At 71.7% G+C, this 15,364-nt stretch carries 15 protein-coding genes and 1 riboswitch; of the genes, 7 read left to right on the forward strand and 8 right to left on the reverse strand.

Annotated elements, in window-relative coordinates:
* Window positions 1-135 precede the first annotated feature (135 nt).
* The 3 genes from AC4OXY_RS24065 to thrC all read right to left on the reverse strand — a co-directional run bounded on the left by AC4OXY_RS24065 (window position 136) and on the right by thrC (window position 2,326).
* Window positions 136-339, reverse strand: coding sequence for a cold-shock protein (locus AC4OXY_RS24065; RefSeq protein ID WP_004929928.1), 204 nt, complete (start codon window positions 337-339; stop codon window positions 136-138).
* 431 nt (window positions 340-770) lie between these two features.
* On the reverse strand, window positions 771-1,046 hold the full coding sequence (locus AC4OXY_RS24070; protein ID WP_356020276.1) for a MoaD/ThiS family protein: 276 nt from the start codon (window positions 1,044-1,046) through the stop codon (window positions 771-773).
* Window positions 1,043-2,326: a threonine synthase gene (gene thrC, locus AC4OXY_RS24075; protein ID WP_356020278.1), complete on the reverse strand. Its 1,284-nt coding sequence runs from the start codon at window positions 2,324-2,326 to the stop codon at window positions 1,043-1,045. Before thrC ends, AC4OXY_RS24070 begins: the two co-directional genes overlap by 4 nt.
* Window positions 2,327-2,343: 17 nt before the next feature.
* Window positions 2,344-2,491, reverse strand: a riboswitch (SAM riboswitch).
* Between the two features lie 184 nt (window positions 2,492-2,675).
* Here thrC and AC4OXY_RS24080 point away from each other — a divergent pair.
* A complete protein-coding gene (locus AC4OXY_RS24080) occupies window positions 2,676-3,620 on the forward strand; it encodes a glucosyl-3-phosphoglycerate synthase (protein WP_356020607.1) in 945 nt (314 codons plus the stop codon).
* Window positions 3,621-3,702: 82 nt separating this feature from the next.
* Window positions 3,703-5,142 (forward strand): alpha,alpha-trehalose-phosphate synthase (UDP-forming), encoded by a 1,440-nt coding sequence (locus AC4OXY_RS24085; RefSeq protein ID WP_362816842.1) that lies wholly within the window; start codon window positions 3,703-3,705, stop codon window positions 5,140-5,142.
* On the opposite strand, the gene otsB is transcribed toward AC4OXY_RS24085, so the two are convergent.
* The 3 genes from otsB to AC4OXY_RS24100 form a co-directional block, all read right to left on the reverse strand.
* The gene (otsB, locus tag AC4OXY_RS24090) at window positions 5,130-5,993 is read right to left on the reverse strand and encodes a trehalose-phosphatase (protein WP_362816844.1); all 864 of its coding nucleotides are present in this window, start codon (window positions 5,991-5,993) and stop codon (window positions 5,130-5,132) included. The two genes, AC4OXY_RS24085 and otsB, sit on opposite strands and share 13 nt — an antisense overlap.
* Window positions 5,994-6,308: 315 nt before the next feature.
* Window positions 6,309-6,533, reverse strand: coding sequence for a DUF3263 domain-containing protein (locus AC4OXY_RS24095; RefSeq protein ID WP_356020285.1), 225 nt, complete (start codon window positions 6,531-6,533; stop codon window positions 6,309-6,311).
* 16 nt (window positions 6,534-6,549) lie between these two features.
* Window positions 6,550-7,803: an extracellular solute-binding protein gene (locus AC4OXY_RS24100; protein ID WP_376287644.1), complete on the reverse strand. Its 1,254-nt coding sequence runs from the start codon at window positions 7,801-7,803 to the stop codon at window positions 6,550-6,552.
* A gap of 153 nt (window positions 7,804-7,956) precedes the next feature.
* On the opposite strand from AC4OXY_RS24100, the gene AC4OXY_RS24105 reads away from it, so the two are divergent.
* From AC4OXY_RS24105 to AC4OXY_RS24120, 4 genes are all read left to right on the forward strand, one after another.
* A complete protein-coding gene (locus tag AC4OXY_RS24105; RefSeq protein WP_356020609.1) occupies window positions 7,957-8,904 on the forward strand; it encodes an ROK family protein in 948 nt (315 codons plus the stop codon).
* The gene (nagA, locus tag AC4OXY_RS24110) at window positions 8,904-10,049 is read left to right on the forward strand and encodes an N-acetylglucosamine-6-phosphate deacetylase (protein ID WP_491991059.1); all 1,146 of its coding nucleotides are present in this window, start codon (window positions 8,904-8,906) and stop codon (window positions 10,047-10,049) included. Before AC4OXY_RS24105 ends, nagA begins: the two co-directional genes overlap by 1 nt.
* 133 nt (window positions 10,050-10,182) lie before the next feature.
* Window positions 10,183-11,100, forward strand: a complete 918-nt coding sequence (locus tag AC4OXY_RS24115; protein WP_376287646.1) for a 1-phosphofructokinase family hexose kinase — start codon at window positions 10,183-10,185, stop codon at window positions 11,098-11,100.
* Window positions 11,101-11,215: 115 nt separating this feature from the next.
* The gene (locus tag AC4OXY_RS24120) at window positions 11,216-11,572 is read left to right on the forward strand and encodes a peptidase inhibitor family I36 protein (protein ID WP_356020294.1); all 357 of its coding nucleotides are present in this window, start codon (window positions 11,216-11,218) and stop codon (window positions 11,570-11,572) included.
* Window positions 11,573-11,639: 67 nt separating this feature from the next.
* Here the strand turns inward: AC4OXY_RS24120 and AC4OXY_RS24125 are convergent, their stop codons facing one another.
* The gene (locus AC4OXY_RS24125; RefSeq protein ID WP_376287649.1) at window positions 11,640-12,566 is read right to left on the reverse strand and encodes a CBM35 domain-containing protein; all 927 of its coding nucleotides are present in this window, start codon (window positions 12,564-12,566) and stop codon (window positions 11,640-11,642) included.
* 118 nt (window positions 12,567-12,684) lie between these two features.
* Window positions 12,685-14,367 (reverse strand): diguanylate cyclase CdgB, encoded by a 1,683-nt coding sequence (gene cdgB, locus AC4OXY_RS24130; RefSeq protein ID WP_491991060.1) that lies wholly within the window; start codon window positions 14,365-14,367, stop codon window positions 12,685-12,687.
* 309 nt (window positions 14,368-14,676) lie between these two features.
* On the opposite strand from cdgB, the gene AC4OXY_RS24135 reads away from it, so the two are divergent.
* Entirely contained in the window at window positions 14,677-15,249 is a 573-nt protein-coding gene (locus AC4OXY_RS24135; protein ID WP_402062602.1) for a flavin reductase family protein, read from the forward strand.
* Window positions 15,250-15,364 lie beyond the last annotated feature (115 nt).

The following is a 15,364-nucleotide window of genomic DNA, read 5'->3' on the forward strand; positions in this document are numbered from 1 at the left end:
AAGCGCCTTCGGGGGGTCGGGGCGCGCGCTCAGCCGCCCGCGAACAGAGGATCCGGGCGCGGCGGTACGGGGCAGCCGGGCACGGCGAAGGGCCCGCACCCCTCGCGAGGTGCAGGCCCTTCGGACAAGAAACGTTCAGGCGCTGAGGCGAACCATGTCGGCCTGCGGGCCCTTCTGGCCCTGCGAGATCTCGAACTCCACCCGCTGCCCCTCTTCCAGGGTGCGGTAGCCGTCCATCTGAATGGCGCTGTAATGGACGAAGACGTCCGCACCACCGTCGACCGCGATGAAGCCGTACCCCTTCTCCGCGTTGAACCACTTGACGGTGCCCTGAGCCATGCCTAACTCCCCTATTACTGGCCCTTGCACAGATCCACACTTCGCGGACCCGGGTCAGACCTCACCCCCCATCGGTCGGGGGCGTGCGCCGGAACGCGTCGACCGCGGCTGAATGTATCTGTCCAACTGCCGTCTGCAACAGGTCAATCGGACGAGAAATCTGGACGACGACGGTCCGGAATCTGCCTAAAATACGGCCGAATTCAGGGCAAGTCGGGCCGTACAAAGTGGAACAAAAGCCGCAGAAAGCCCGCATAGTTTGGCTACTTCTTATCGGGCTCGCGGTGCGAAATCCCGAACCGCGACCTTCAGGTCCGGAACGCGTTCCCCAACTGTACCGCGCTCAATCACACTGAATGGCCCCCTCCGTTTCTCTCACGGGGGAGGCCATTCGATGAACAATCGGTAACCGAGATTACCGACGGTAATGATCAGCCGCCGGCGACCGCCGGAATGATGGAGACGCCCGCGCCGTCGGGGGTCGCGGTCTCCAAGCCCTGCTCGAAGCGCACGTCGTCGTCGTTGACGTACACGTTCACGAACCGGCGCAGCTTGCCCTGGTCGTCCAGGACGCGGGCGGCGATACCGGTGTGGTTCTTCTCCAGGTCCTCGATCACCTGGGCGAGGGTCGCGCCCTCGGCGGCGACCTCGGCCCGACCGCCGGTGTAGGTGCGCAGGATGGTGGGGATGCGAACGGTCACGCTCATGCGAGGCCAGCCTCTCGGAAGGAGTCCAGGGTCGGACGGATGGTGGCGGTGAGACCCGTGCCGGCCACCGCGTCGAGGGTCTTCAGGCCGTCGCCGGTGTTGAGGACGACCGTGGTCTTCGCCGGGTCCAGGACGCCGGCCTTGACCAGCTTGCGGGTGACGCCGACCGTCACACCGCCCGCCGTCTCGGCGAAGATGCCCTCGGTGCGGGCCAGCAGCTTGATCGCGTCGACGACTTCCTCGTCCGTCACGTCCTCCACCGCGCCGCCGGTGCGGCGTGCGATGTCCAGCACGTACGGCCCGTCGGCCGGGTTGCCGATGGCGAGGGACTTGGCGATGGTGTTCGGCTTCTGGGGGCGGACCACGTCGTGCCCGGCCTTGTACGCCGTCGACACCGGCGAGCAGCCCTCGGCCTGCGCACCGAAGATCTTGTACGGCCTGTCCTCGACCAGCCCGAGCTTGATGAGCTCCTGGAGACCCTTGTCGATCTTCGTCAGCTGGGAGCCGGAGGCGATCGGGATCACGATCTGGTCCGGCAGCCGCCAGCCGAGCTGCTCGCAGATCTCGTACGCCAGCGTCTTGGAGCCCTCGGCGTAGTACGGCCGCAGGTTGACGTTGACGAAGCCCCAGCCCTCGCCGGCCGGGTCGCCGATCAGCTCGGAGCAGAAGCGGTTCACGTCGTCGTAGTTGCCCTCGATGCCGACGAGCTCGCCGCCGTAGACCGCGGCCATGACGACCTTGCCCTGCTCCAGGTCGTGCGGGATGAACACGCAGGAGCGGAAGCCGGCGCGGGCGGCGGCGGCGCCGACGGCACCGGCCAGGTTGCCCGTGGAGGAGCAGGACAGGGTGGTGAAGCCGAAGGCGCGGGCGGCCTCCAGGGCCTGGGCGACGACGCGGTCCTTGAAGGAGTGCGTCGGGTTGCCGGAGTCGTCCTTGACGAACAGGCCGCCGGTGACGCCCAGTTCACGCGCGAGGTTGTCGGCCTTGACGAGCTTGGTCCAGCCGGGGTTGATGTTCGGCTTGTCCGCCACGTCGGCCGGGACGGGCAGCAGGGGGGCGTACCGCCAGATGTTCGCGGGGCCGGCCTCGATGCGGGCCCGCAGTTCCTCGGTGTCGTAGGCCGAGAAGTCGTAGGCGATCTCCAGCGGGCCGAAACACTCCTCGCACGCGAAGACCGGGCCGAGCGGGACACGGTGACCGCACTCGCGACAGCTCAGGGCCGCGGCCGGACCGAGGTCGACGGGGGAGGTGGAGGTGCTTGCAACTGTCTGCACAGCCATGGAGGCGAGGCCCTTTCTCCTCATCTTCCTCACGACGCATCTCGCCGTGAGACGGATTTGGCACCTTCCCTAGCCGGGAGCCTCGCCACGTCAACGTGACAAGAACCGACTGGAGGGTTGCCGGGGCTTCATCGGGCCGTGTCCCTCTGCCCCTCTGGATGAGCGGTATGCGGTTGTATGAGCAGTTGTACGCACGAGTCGTGCGCGCCCGCGCCCCCCGACATGCGATGGTCACCGGCGTTGTTCAAGACTGTAACCGAAGGCCAGGACAGTTGAGATAGTCGTCCGAACCGCGAGATGGATCACACAGTCACCACCTGTGATCACGAACAGTGAGGAGCCGCAGAGCGTGCTGGAAGAAGTAGAGCGCTGGCTGGCCACCCGCTCCTGGTCCGTGACCGATCGCCCGCTCCAGCGGATACTGGCCGCCAAGCAGCGCACGGGACAGACGATCAGCGTCGTGCTGCCCGCGCTCGACGAGGAGGAGACCGTCGGCGACATCGTCGCGGTCATCCGCCGCGAGCTGATGGAGCGGGTCCCGCTCGTCGACGAGCTCGTCGTCGTCGACTCCGGCTCCACCGACCGCACCTCCGAGGTCGCCGCCGCCGCGGGCGCCCGGGTCGTCCACCGTGACGCGATCCTGCCGCGCATCCCGGCCGTTCCCGGCAAGGGCGAGGTCCTGTGGCGCTCGCTCCTCGTGACCCGCGGCGACATCATCTGCTTCGTCGACGCGGACCTGCGCGAGTTCTCCGCCGACTTCGTCTCCGGCATCGTCGGCCCGCTCCTCACCGACCCCGGGATCTCGCTGGTGAAGGCCATGTACGACCGCCCGCTCGCCGGTGCCGCCGGGCAGGGCGGCCGGGTCACCGAGCTGATGGCCCGCCCGCTGCTCAACATGCACTGGCCGCAGTTGGCCGGCTTCGTGCAGCCGCTGGGCGGCGAGTACGCGGCCCGGCGCGGCCTGCTGGAACAGCTCCCCTTCCCCGTCGGCTACGGCGTGGAGCTGGGCATGCTGGTGGACGCGCTGCACCTGGTGGGCCTGGACGCCCTCGCCCAGGTGGACGTCGGGGTCCGCAAGCACCGGCACCAGGACGGGCAGGCGCTCGGCCGGATGGCCGCCGCGATCTACCGCACCGCCCAGCTCCGGCTGGCCCGCGGCCATCTGATCCGCCCCGCCCTGACCCAGTTCGAGCGGGACGAGGACGGCTTCGCGCCCCGGACGTACTCCGTGGACACGGAGGAACGGCCGCCGATGACGGAGATCGCGGAGTACGCCGAGCGCCGGGTGGCGTGACTTCGCCGGACTTCGTATACGGGCGGGGCGTCGTGCGTGGCCGTACGTTTGAGCGTTTCCGGGCCGGGCTAGGTTGAGGACCATGGCTTCCACGCACGGTGCCGAGGTGTTGGTCGCGTCCAATCGCGGCCCGGTTTCGTACACGCTCGACGCGGACGGCGAGGGCGGTTCGCTGCGGGCCAGGCGGGGCGGCGGGGGGCTGGTCTCGGGGCTGTCGGCCATCGGCCCGGACGCCCGTGCCGTATGGGTGTGCGCGGCGCTCGGCGACGGCGACCGGGAGGCCGTACGGCGGGCGGGCGGCGGGCTGCTGCCGGCCGAGGACACCGGCGGGCAGCGGGTGCGGATGCTGGACGTCGACCCGGCCGTGCACGCCGACGCGTACAACGGCATCGCGAACTCCGTGCTCTGGTTCGTCCACCACATGCTGTACCAGACCCCGCTGGAACCGGTCTTCGACGCGGAGTTCCACCGGCAGTGGGCGTCGTACGAGGCCTACAACCGCGCGTTCGCCGAGGCTCTGGCCGAGGAGGCCGCCGAGGGGGCGGCCGTGCTGGTGCAGGACTACCACCTGTGCCTCGCGCCCGGCATGCTCCGCGCGCTCCGCCCCGACCTGCGCATCGGCCACTTCTCGCACACCCCCTGGGCCCCGCCGGACTACTTCCGCCTGCTGCCCGACGACATCGCCGCCGCGCTGCTGCACGGCATGCTGGGCGCGGACCGGGCGGCCTTCCTGACCCGGCGCTGGGCGGACGCGTTCACGGCGTGCTGCACGGCGGTGCTGGGTCCGGACAGCCTCTCGGGTACGGCGATCGGGGTGCACGGGCTCGGCGCGGACGCGGACTTCCTGCGCGAGCGGGCGCACCGGCCGGACGTGACCGAACGGATGGCCGCGCTGCGGGCGGAGATCGGCGCGGGGCGCAGGACCATCGTGCGCGTCGACCGCACCGAGCTGTCCAAGAACATCGTGCGCGGGCTGCTGGCGTACCGGCAGCTGCTGGACGACCACCCCGAGTGGCGCGAGAACGTCGTCCACGTGGCGTTCGCGTACCCGTCCCGGCAGGACCTCGCGGTGTACCGGGACTACACGGCCGAGGTGCGGCGGGTCGCGGACGACATCAACTCCCGCTACGGGACGCCCGGTTGGACCCCGGTCGTGCTCCACGTCAAGGACGACTTCGCGCGCTCGCTGGCCGCGTACCGCCTCGCCGACGTGGCTCTGGTCAACCCGATCCGGGACGGCATGAACCTGGTCGCCAAGGAGGTGCCGGTGCTCTCCGAGGAGGGCTGCGCGCTGGTGCTGTCGCGGGAGGCCGGGGCGTACGAGGAGCTGCGCGCGGACGCGTTCACGGTGAACCCCTACGACGTGCTGGAGACCGCGCGCGCCCTGCACGAGGCGCTGTCGCTGCGGCCGGAGGAGCGGGCGGAGCGCGCCAAGAGACTGGCGGCGGCGGCCACCGCGCTGCCTCCGGCCCAGTGGTTCATGGACCAGTTGCGGGCGCTGGAGGAGCTTCAGCCCGGCTGATCGGCACCCGGCTGATCGGAGCCCAGCTGGTCGGCGAGGGCGCGCAGCAGGTGTACGACACCGGCGGGGCCGTCGACGACCAGGTCGGCCCGCTCCGCCAGTTCCGTGACCTCCGTGCTGCCGCTGCACACCAGCAGGCCGGGGACGCCGTCGGCGCGGAGGCGTTCGACGGTGGCGTAGGCGGGCAGGTCGCCGAGGTCGTCGCCGGCGTAGAGGACCGGGCCGGCGCCGGTCCTGCGGACGTGCTCGGCGAGGGCGACGCCCTTGTCCATGCCGGGCGGGCGCAGTTCCAGGACCAGGCGGCCGGGTTCGACGACCAGGCCGTGGCGGGCGGCGAGGTCGGTGAGGGGGGCGCGCAGGGCCTCGAAGGCGGACTCCGGGTCGGTGGCGCGGCGGGTGTGCACGGCGACGGCCCGCCCCTTCTCCTCGATCCAGGTGCCGGGCCAGGCACCGGCGCGGTCCAGGACGCCGGGCAGTTCGGCGCGGACGGCGGCGACGCCGGGGTGCGGGGCGGGGGCGGTGACCGTGCCGGTGACGGCGTCCCAGCGTTCGGCGCCGTAGTGGCCGAGGACGGTGAGGTGGTCCAGTCCCGGGACACCGGCGAAGCCGCCGTAGCGGACGGCGACGCCGGCGGGGCGGCCGGTGATCACGGCGATGGAGGCGACCTTGGGGGCGAGCCGGGCGAGGGCCGGTACGGCGTCGGGGTGGGCGCGGGCCTGCTCGGGGTCGGCGACGATGGGGGCGAGGGTGCCGTCGAAGTCGAGACCGACGATCGCGGTGCGCGGCTTCGCGAGCAGAGCGGCGAGTCCGTCCCGGCCGAGCTGGGTCTGCGGGGTCGGCAGAGGGTCCATGGACCGACACTATCCAGCTCGGCCCGCCCTCACTCCTGGGACTCGGCCCCAGACCCCGCCACGGGCTCCGTCCCTGGCCCCCGCCTCGCCCACCCTCCCCCACGCTCGGCTGCGCTCGCGCGGGGGGACCCCCATCCCGACTCGGTCGGCCGGAAAGGCACCCCGCCTCGCCCACCCGCCGAGCCTGCCAGGACCGCACGCGACCGCGGGTCCGTCGTGACTGGTCGCGCCCACGCGGCGGCAGCCGCATGTCAGACACAGCCCCACGCCCCTCACCTCTCGGCCGACCGAGTCCGGCGGGTGGGTGGGCAGAAGTCAGCGGGACGAGCGGTGCTGGTCGCGGACTCGGCGCAGGCGGTTGACCGTCACCGGGTCGTGGGCCAGGGCGCGCTCGTCGTCCAGGAGGGCGTTCAGGAGTTGGTAGTAGCGGACCGGGGCCAGGTCGAGTTCCTCGCGGATGGCCCGTTCCTTAGCGCCGGGGCCGGCGAAGCTCCGGCGCTCCAGGGCGAGGATCGACTTTTCCCGGGTGCCCAGTTCCATGGAGTCACCGTAGCGCTCAGTTCTTGGCGCTGCTGTCCGCCGCCGTGGCCGTCGCCTGGAGCCGGGTGAGGACGCCGGAGGGGTCGCCGTTGGGGGCGACGGCCTGGCCGATGTTCTGCTTCACGGCCGCGGCGACCGCCGCCCAGGACGTCTTGCCGACCGGGTACAGCTCGGAGGTGGGCAGCTGCTCCAGGAAGGGGTGCAGGGCCTTGTCGGGGGCGGCGTCCGACTCGCTCATCGCCGTCGAGGCGGAGCCCGTGACCGGCAGCAGCCCGTAGTCGCGGGAGAAGGCCAGGACGTTCTTCTCGTTGTACACGAAGTTCAGGAAGTCGCCGATCCGGTCGCGGTGGCCGTTCTGCTTGAACGCCATCATCCAGTCGGCCACGCCCATCGCGGCCCGCGGCTTACCGGTGCGCCCCGGCATCGGCACCATCCCGAACTGCACGCCCTTCTGCTGTGCCTGCTGGATCAGCGTGGGGTGCCCGTTGAGCATGCCGACCTGGCCGTTCGCGAACGCGGCGAAGGCGTCCGCGCGGTTGAGCCTGCCGGGCGCGACCGGCCCCGTCAGGCCCTTGCCGACCAGGTCGTCCTTGAGCCAGGTGAAGGTGTCCACGTTCTGCGCGGAGTCGATGGTGTAGGTGCCGACGTCGTCGGTGTAGCCGTTGCCGCCGTTCTCGGAGCCGGACCCGCTCAGCAGCCACTGCATCGTCTCCGCCTGCGCCTCCTCGGGCCCGAGCGGCAGCGCGACCGGGTACGTCACGCCCTTGTCCTTGAGCGCCTTGGCGTCCGAGGCCAGCTCGTCCCAGGTGGTGGGCGGGGTGGTGATGCCGGCCTTGGCGAAGAGGGTCTTGTTGTAGAAGAGCACGCGCGTGGAGGCCCCGAAGGGGATGCCGTACTGCGTGTGGTTCCACTGCCCCGCGTCGGAGAGCTGGGAGAGGAAGTCGGCCTGCGTGCGGATGGAGAGCAGGTCGGAGGCCGGGTAGAGCTTGCCGGCGGCGGCGTAGTCGGCGTAGGCGCCGATCTGGGCGAGATCGGGAGCGTGGCCGTCGGCCACCATCGCCTTCACCTTGGCGTCGACGTCGTTCCAGGAGTAGACGCTGACCTCGACCTTCACCCCGGAGTGCTGGGCCTCGTACGCCTGGACAACGCTGTCCCAGTACTTCTTGGAGCTGTTCGCGGGGGAGTCTCCGTAGTCGGCGGCGACGAGTCTCAGGGTCACGCCGGACGAACCCGTGCTCCCGCAGCCCCCCAAGAGCACTGTCATGCCCATGGCAGACACTACCGCGACCGTTCCTGCCGTACCCCGACGCACCCTCAACGCCCCAACCCTGCCGTCTGACCGTTCAATATATGGACACATAAGGTCTACACCACGTGAGTGGACTAGACCTCTCGCGGGTACGAGGGCCACACTAGGGCCGTGGTGAGACATGTCATCGCCCTCGACGTGGGCGGTACCGGGATGAAGGCCGCCCTCGTCGGCGACGACGGCGAGCTGCTCCACCGCGCCCGCCGCGCCACCGGCCGCGAGCGCGGACCGGACGCGGTGGTGGCGACGATCCTCGACTTCGCCGCCGAACTGCGCGCGTACGGCGTCGAGCACTACGGCACCCCCGCGCGCGCCGCCGGCATCGCGGTCCCCGGCATCGTCGACGAGGAGCGCGGCATCGCCGCCTACGCCGCCAACCTCGGCTGGCGCGACGTACCCCTGCGCGCCCTGCTCGCCGAGCGGCTCGGCATCCCCGTCGCCCTCGGGCACGACGTGCGCACCGGCGGGCTCGCCGAGGGCCGGATCGGCGCGGGCAAGGGCGCCGACCGGTTCCTGTTCGTGCCGCTCGGCACCGGGATCGCGGGCGCCATCGGCATCGACGGCCGGGTCGAGGCGGGCGCGCACGGCTTCGCCGGCGAGATCGGCCACATCGTCGTACGGCCCTCCGGCACCCCCTGCCCCTGCGGGCAGCACGGCTGCCTGGAGCGGTACGCCTCCGCGTCCGCCGTCAGCGAGGCCTGGGCGGCGGCCTGCGGGGACCCGGACGCGGACGCGGCCGACTGCGCGAAGGCCGTCGCGTCCGGCGACCCGAACGCCGTCCGGGTCTGGCAGCGGGCGGTGGACGCCCTGGCCGACGGCCTGGTCACCGCGCTCACCCTGCTGGACCCGGGCACGCTGATCATCGGTGGCGGTCTGGCCGAGGCGGGGGAAGTGTTGTTCTCACCGCTGCGCGACGCCGTCCGGCGCCGGGTCACCTTCCAGAGACTGCCGGCCGTCGTCCCCGCCGCCCTCGGCGACACGGCGGGCTGCCTGGGCGCGGGCCTGCTGGCCCGCGACCTGCTCACCACCACCACTTCTACGACTCCGGAGGTAGGCGCCTGATGGCTCCCAGCTTGGTTCTCACAGGTGCTCGGGTGGTGCTGCCCGGCGGAGTGGTGGACGACGGGCGCGTGTCCGTGGAGGGTACGAAGATCACGGCGACGGCCGCCGAGAGCGCCCGGGCCGTCGACCTCACCGGCCACTGGGTCCTCCCCGGCTTCGTGGACATCCACAACCACGGCGGCGGCGGAGCCTCCTTCTCCGGCACGGCCGAGGACATCCTCAGGGCCGTCCACGCCCACCGCACCCACGGCACCACCACCCTGGTGGCCTCCACCGTCACCGACGAGATGGACCTGCTGGCGACGCAGGCCGGGCTGCTGAGCGAGCTGGCCGAGCAGGGCGAGATCGCCGGCATCCACTTCGAGGGGCCGTTCATCTCGCCGTGCCGCAAGGGCGCGCACTCCGAGGAGCTGCTGCGCGACCCGGACCCGGCCGAGGTCCGCAAGCTGATCGACGCGGCACGCGGCAAGGCGAAGATGGTCACCCTCGCCACCGAACTGCCCGGCGGCGTCGACTCCGTGCGGCTCCTCGCCGAGCACGGCGTGATCGCGGCCGTCGGACACACGGACGCGACGTACGAGCAGACGGTCGAGGCGATCGACGCGGGCGCCACGGTCGCCACCCACCTCTTCAACGCGATGCCCCCGGTCGGCCACCGCTCCCCCGGCCCGATCACGGCCCTGCTGGAGGACGAGCGGGTCACGGTCGAGCTGATCAACGACGGCACGCACCTCCACCCCGCCGCCCTGGAGCTGGCCTTCCACCACGCGGGCGCCTCCCGCGTCGCCTTCATCACGGACGCGATGGACGCGGCCGGCTCCGGTGACGGCCGCTACCTGCTCGGCCCGCTGGAGGTCGAGGTCAGCGAGGGCGTGGCCCGGCTGGTGCACGGCGGTTCGATCGCGGGCTCCACACTGACCCTGGACCGCGCGTTCCAGCGGGCGGTGACGATCGACCGGCTGTCCGTCGAGGACGCGGTGACGGCCCTGTCCGTCAACCCGGCCCGGCTGCTCGGCCTGTCCGACCGCATCGGCTCGCTGGAGCCCGGCAAGGACGCGGACCTGGTCGTGTTCGACGCCGACTTCGCCCTCAAGGGTGTGATGAGGCGCGGCGAATGGGTGGTGGTACCGCCCCAACTGGCGTGATCTGCCCGTCTTTTCCCCGAACGGCGGCCGACTCCTGACTGGGCCGGCCGCCGACTCTTTGGCATGATCGGGCCCCGGCGGACGATGACGGGCGCGACGACAGGCGCGGGGAACTTCGAGGGAGGCGGCCCGGATGATCCTCACGGTCACGCTGAACACCGCTCTCGACCTGACCTATCGCGTCCGGTCGCTGCGGCCGCACGCCTCGCACCGGGTCTCGGAGGTCATCGAGCGGCCGGGCGGCAAGGGCGTGAACGTGGCCCGGGTGCTGGCCGCGCTGGGGCACGAGGTGACGGTCACGGGCTTCGCGGGCGGCGGCACCGGGCGGGCCGTGCGCGAGCGGCTCTCCGCCGTTCCCCGGCTGACGGACGCGCTGCTCCCGGCCGCCGGGGCGACGCGGCGCACGATCGCCGTCGTGGACGAACTGTCGGGCGACACGACCCAGTTGAACGAGCCGGGCCCCCAGATCAGCCCCACCGAATGGGGCACCTTCCTCGACCGCTACGAGGAGTTGCTGCCCGGCGCCTCGGCGGTGGCCCTGTGCGGCAGCCTGCCGCCGGGCGTGCCGGTCGGCGCCTACGCGAACCTCGTGCGCGACGCCCGCTCCCACGGTGTGCCGGTGCTGCTGGACACCAGCGGCGAGCCGCTGCGCCGGGCAGTCGCCGCCCGCCCCGACATCGTCAAGCCGAACGCCGACGAACTGGCCGAACTGACCGGCTCCCACGAGCCGTTGCGCGCCACACAGGACGCCCGCCGGCGCGGCGCCCACGCGGTCGTCGCCTCCCTCGGCCCGCAGGGCCTCCTGGCCGTCACCCCGGAGGGCCGCTGGCACGCGGTCCCGCCCGACCCCGAACACGGCAACCCGACGGGCGCCGGCGACTCGGCGGTGGCGGGCCTGCTGTCGGGGCTCGTCGACCAACTCCCCTGGCCGGACCGCCTCACCCGCGCGGTCGCGCTGTCGGCGGCGACGGTACGGGCGGCCGCGGCGGGCGAGTTCGACCACGCGGCCTACGAGAAACTCCTGGCGCGGGTGTCGGTGACGGCGACGTGAAGACCTAGTCGAAAGTTTGGCCGAAAAACGCCCTTCCCTTCACGTCGGCCGGATGATCCCATGATCGCCGGTTCGCTGCGTCGACCAGCAGCGATGGACATAGGGGGAGCCTTATATGAGCGTGCTCAAGAAGAGCCTGACGACGGTGGCCGTGGCCGGTGCCTTGCTGGCCGGCGTCTCTGCCACACCGGCCGCGGCGGCCGATCCCAACACCTGCCCGAAGGGGAAGGTCTGCGGCTGGTCGGGGACGAACAGGACCGGCACCAGGACCGTCTACTCCGAAACGCCGGGCTGCGATCCCATCAACCCCGCCCGGTCCGTCTCGAACCAGACGCCCTACCGCATCGTGTTCTGGGCCATCACCCCCGGCACCGGCTGCGCCATCGGCACCAAGCTGCTCACGCTGAAGCCGGGCACCTACTCGGACAACCTCCATGGCACCGCTACGGGGATCGAGGTCTACGCGCAGTAGTGCCGCGGCCTTGACAGCGGATGTGGCGACCTCGGCGGCTGCCGAGGTCGCCGCACCGCTTCGGGGCTCAGCCGCCGGAGTTGACCCAGCCCTTCACCAGCCACATCTGGTCGATGAGGGCGTCGCACTGGTCGCCCTGCTCGCACGAGAGCTTGATGGTGTTCGAGCCCTTGTTGAGCTGGACCCAGCTGTAGGTCTTCGTCCAGCCCTTCTCGTAGCTGCCCGCCGCGCCGTGCGACCAGTTCTTCAGGCCGACCGGCGAATCGGAAGCGGTCCCGTTGACCGTGAGGGTGGCGGTGGCGTCCTTGCCGGGAACGCTGTAACCGATGTAGACGCTGTATTTGCCGGCATCGGGGATGCCGTTGACGGTCCAGGTGACCGAGGATCCGACCTGGTTGAAGCCCGCCACATAGGTCCCGCCGGCCGCTGACGCCCCCTTGACGGCCGAGGCCGCGGACGCGCCGCCGCCCAGCTGGAGGTCCTTCGCGTCGGTCTTCGGCAGGTCCCCCGACGCGCTGCTGCTCGCCGACTGGCTGGGCTGGGAGCTCTGCGAGGCGGACGGCGCGTCGGAGGCGCCGCCGCCCGCCTTGTTGTCCGAGGAGTTGCCGTTCAGCATCGCGACGCTGATGCCGATGACGACCGCCGCGACGACCGCGATGGCGCCGATCAGCAGGCCCTTGGTGTTGGGGCCGCGGCGCGGCGGGGCCGGCTGGGGGGTGCGGGTGGTGGAGGCGGGGCCGCCCGGGAGGGTCTCCGGGGCCTGGTAGTGGGTGTTCGGCTGGCCGTAGCCGCCCTGCTGCGGCACCTGGCCGTAGGCGGGCGGCTGCTGCTGGCCGTACTGGCGCTCGCCGACGGCACGCACCCTGCTGACCGAGTTCGGGTAGCCGTAACCGCCGGACGGCGGCTGGGCTCCTCTGGCCTGGCCGTCGGCGTACAGATAGCCGAAGGGGTCGTCTTCCTCGGGCGTGCTCGCGCCGTTGTCGCCGGGCGTCATCCCTGGTACTCCTCAGCAGGTGCGGGCGGATGCGATAGGGGGCATGGATGAGCGAGCCTACCCGCTCTCACTGAGCCAAACGGGTGGCTCGAACCGCATCAACTCGCTGACCTGCGGATCATCCCGCGCGTCGGTGCTGTTTGGGACGAGATCGTTTCTCTACGTACATCCGCTCGTCGGCTGACTTCAACACCTCGTCCGCGGTCATGCCGCAGTGTGCCCACCCGATGCCGAAACTCGCGCCCACCCGCATGGCCCGGCCCTCGGCCCGGATCGGCTGGATGATCTCGTTGCGCAGCCGTACGGCGAGGTCCTGGGCGTCGGCCCGGCCGAGGCCGTCGGCGAGGATCACGAACTCGTCGCCGCCGAGGCGGGCGACCGTGTCGCCGTCCCGGACACCGCGGGTGAGGCGCCGGGCGACCTCGATGAGAACCGCGTCGCCGGCGTTGTGGCCGAAACGGTCGTTGATCGACTTGAAGCCGTCGAGGTCGCAGAAGAGCACCGCGAGGCCCTTGGTGCCGTCGTCGCGGCCCTCCTCGGGCGCGACCGTGTGCACGTGGTGGTCGAAGGCGTCGTAGCCCTCCGTGCCCGGCCGGAAGTCGAAACCGCCGTGGCTGCCGCCGTGGCTGCCGCCGTGGCTGCCCGGGGCGTCGAAGACGGGGAGGCCGTAGGCCGCGTCCAGGGATTCCAGGTCGCCGGGCTGGGAGGGGCGATGACAGAGGCGGGCCGACAGGCGCGAGCGCAGCTCGGCGGAGTTCGGCAGGCCGGTCAGCGAGTCGTGCGAGGCGCGGTGGGCGAGCTGCAGCTCGCGGCGCTTGCGCTCCTCTATGTCCTCGACGTGGGTGAGGAGGAAGCGGGGGCCGTCGGCGGCGTCGGCGACGACGGAGTTGCGCAGGGAGACCCAGACGTACGTGCCGTCGCGGCGGCCGAGGCGCAGCTCCGCGCGGCCGCCCTCGGCGGAGGTCCGCAGCAGCGTGCCGATGTCATCTGGGTGGACGAGGTCGGAGAAGGAGTAGCGGCGCATCGCGGAGGCCGGGCGGCCCAGCAGGCGGCACAGGGCGTCGTTGGTGCGCAGGATGCGGCCGTGCTGGTCGCCGCCCATCTCGGCGATGGCCATGCCGGAGGGGGCGTACTCGAAGGCCTGCCGGAAGGATTCCTCGCTTGCGCGCAGGGCCTGCTGCTCGCGCTCCAGGCGGACCAGGGCGCGCTGCATGTTGGCGCGCAGCCGGGCGTTGCTGATGGCGATGGCGGCCTGGAAGGCGTACATCTGCAGGGCCTCGCGGCCCCAGGCGCCCGGGTGGCGGCCGTTGCGCGGCCGGTCGACGGACAGGACGCCGAGCAGCTCGCCGCAGGAGCCGCCCTGCACGCCCGGTGTGTACATGGGGGCGAAGAGGCGGTCCGAGGGGTGCCACTCGTCCTCGAAGCGGGGCGCGGGGCCGTCGGTGTACCACTGGGGGACGTCGTCGTCGTCCAGCACCCAGCCCTCGGTGTGCGGTATGAAGATCAGGTCGCCCCAGCGCTCGCCCATGTGCAGCCGGCGGTCCCAGGACTCGCGGGAGCCGACGCGGCCGGTGATCAGGGCCTCGGCGGCGGAGTTCCCGGCGAGGGCGGCGACGACGAGGTCGCCGTCCTGGCGCACGAGGTTCACGCACGCCAGCTCGTATCCGAGGGCCTGTACGACGCCGTCGGCGACCGTCTGCAAGGTGTCCGCCAGGCTGCGCGCCGTGTTCATGTCGGCCATGACCTGGTGGAGCTGCCGCAGGGACGCGAGACGGACATACGGCTCCGACTCAGTCTCCATGCTCGCCCTCCCCCCCGCGACGTCGCAGCGAATCAAGGGTTGTCTCAGCTTCCACGCCACTGAATCACAGCGCGCTGCTCACTCGGTACACAGGGTCAACAATTCTTGCCCCTTGTGACTCAAGTCACAGGTGAACGTGAACAATTGAGTGGAGTTTCTGCATTTGGCACGTGCGAATACTGAACGCAAGCTTTGCGGGCGTGCGCAGATGATGCCCATAAGTGCCGCATGGTCGTCCCCTGGTCCTAGGACCCGGCTCGGGCGGAGGCCCGATGTGGCCCGTGCAGGGCGGAGGCTAGCGTTCCAGGCGTGCTGAAGACTGCCTCTCCCGCCACCCTCACCGCTTCCGGGCATGCTGAGGGGGTGAGCAACGACGAGTTCCGGGCCGCGATGTCCCGGCTGGCCGCGGGCGTGGTCCTGGTGACCGCGCAGGAACCGCCGCTCGACCCGGACGACCCGGGCGCGCCGGACGTGGAGGACGTCGGCATGACCGCCACCGCCTTCCTGTCGGTCTCCCTCGACCCGCCGCTCGTCCTCGTCAGCCTGCGCGAGGGCTCCCGGATGGACGACCTGCTGGCCGAACAGCCCCTGTGGGCCGTGTCGGTGCTCACCGAGAGCCAGCGGCACATCGCCGGGCGCTTCGCGATGAAGGGCCGCATCAGCGACCGGCTGCTCTTCGCGGACATCCCCTACGACCGCGGCGAGGTGACCGGCGCGCCCCTGGTGGGCGGCGCGCTGGCCACGCTGGAGTGCCGCACCGAGCAGCGGGTGAGCGCCGGGGACCATACCCTCGTCATCGGCCGCGTGCTCACGGCACAGGTGCCGAGCGCCGAGGGCGGGCCGCTGCTGTACTTCCGGGGCCGGTACCGACAGTTGGGCTGAGCCCGGCACCGACCCGTCGGGCAGCGGGCGGCGGAGCCACCACCGTCGGGCAGCGGGCGGCGCCCCCGCGGGCTGTCAGGCACCCGGCCGGTTGGCGCCAGAGCCGCGGGTTGCC

Source organism: Streptomyces sp. HUAS MG56 (assembly GCF_058673395.1).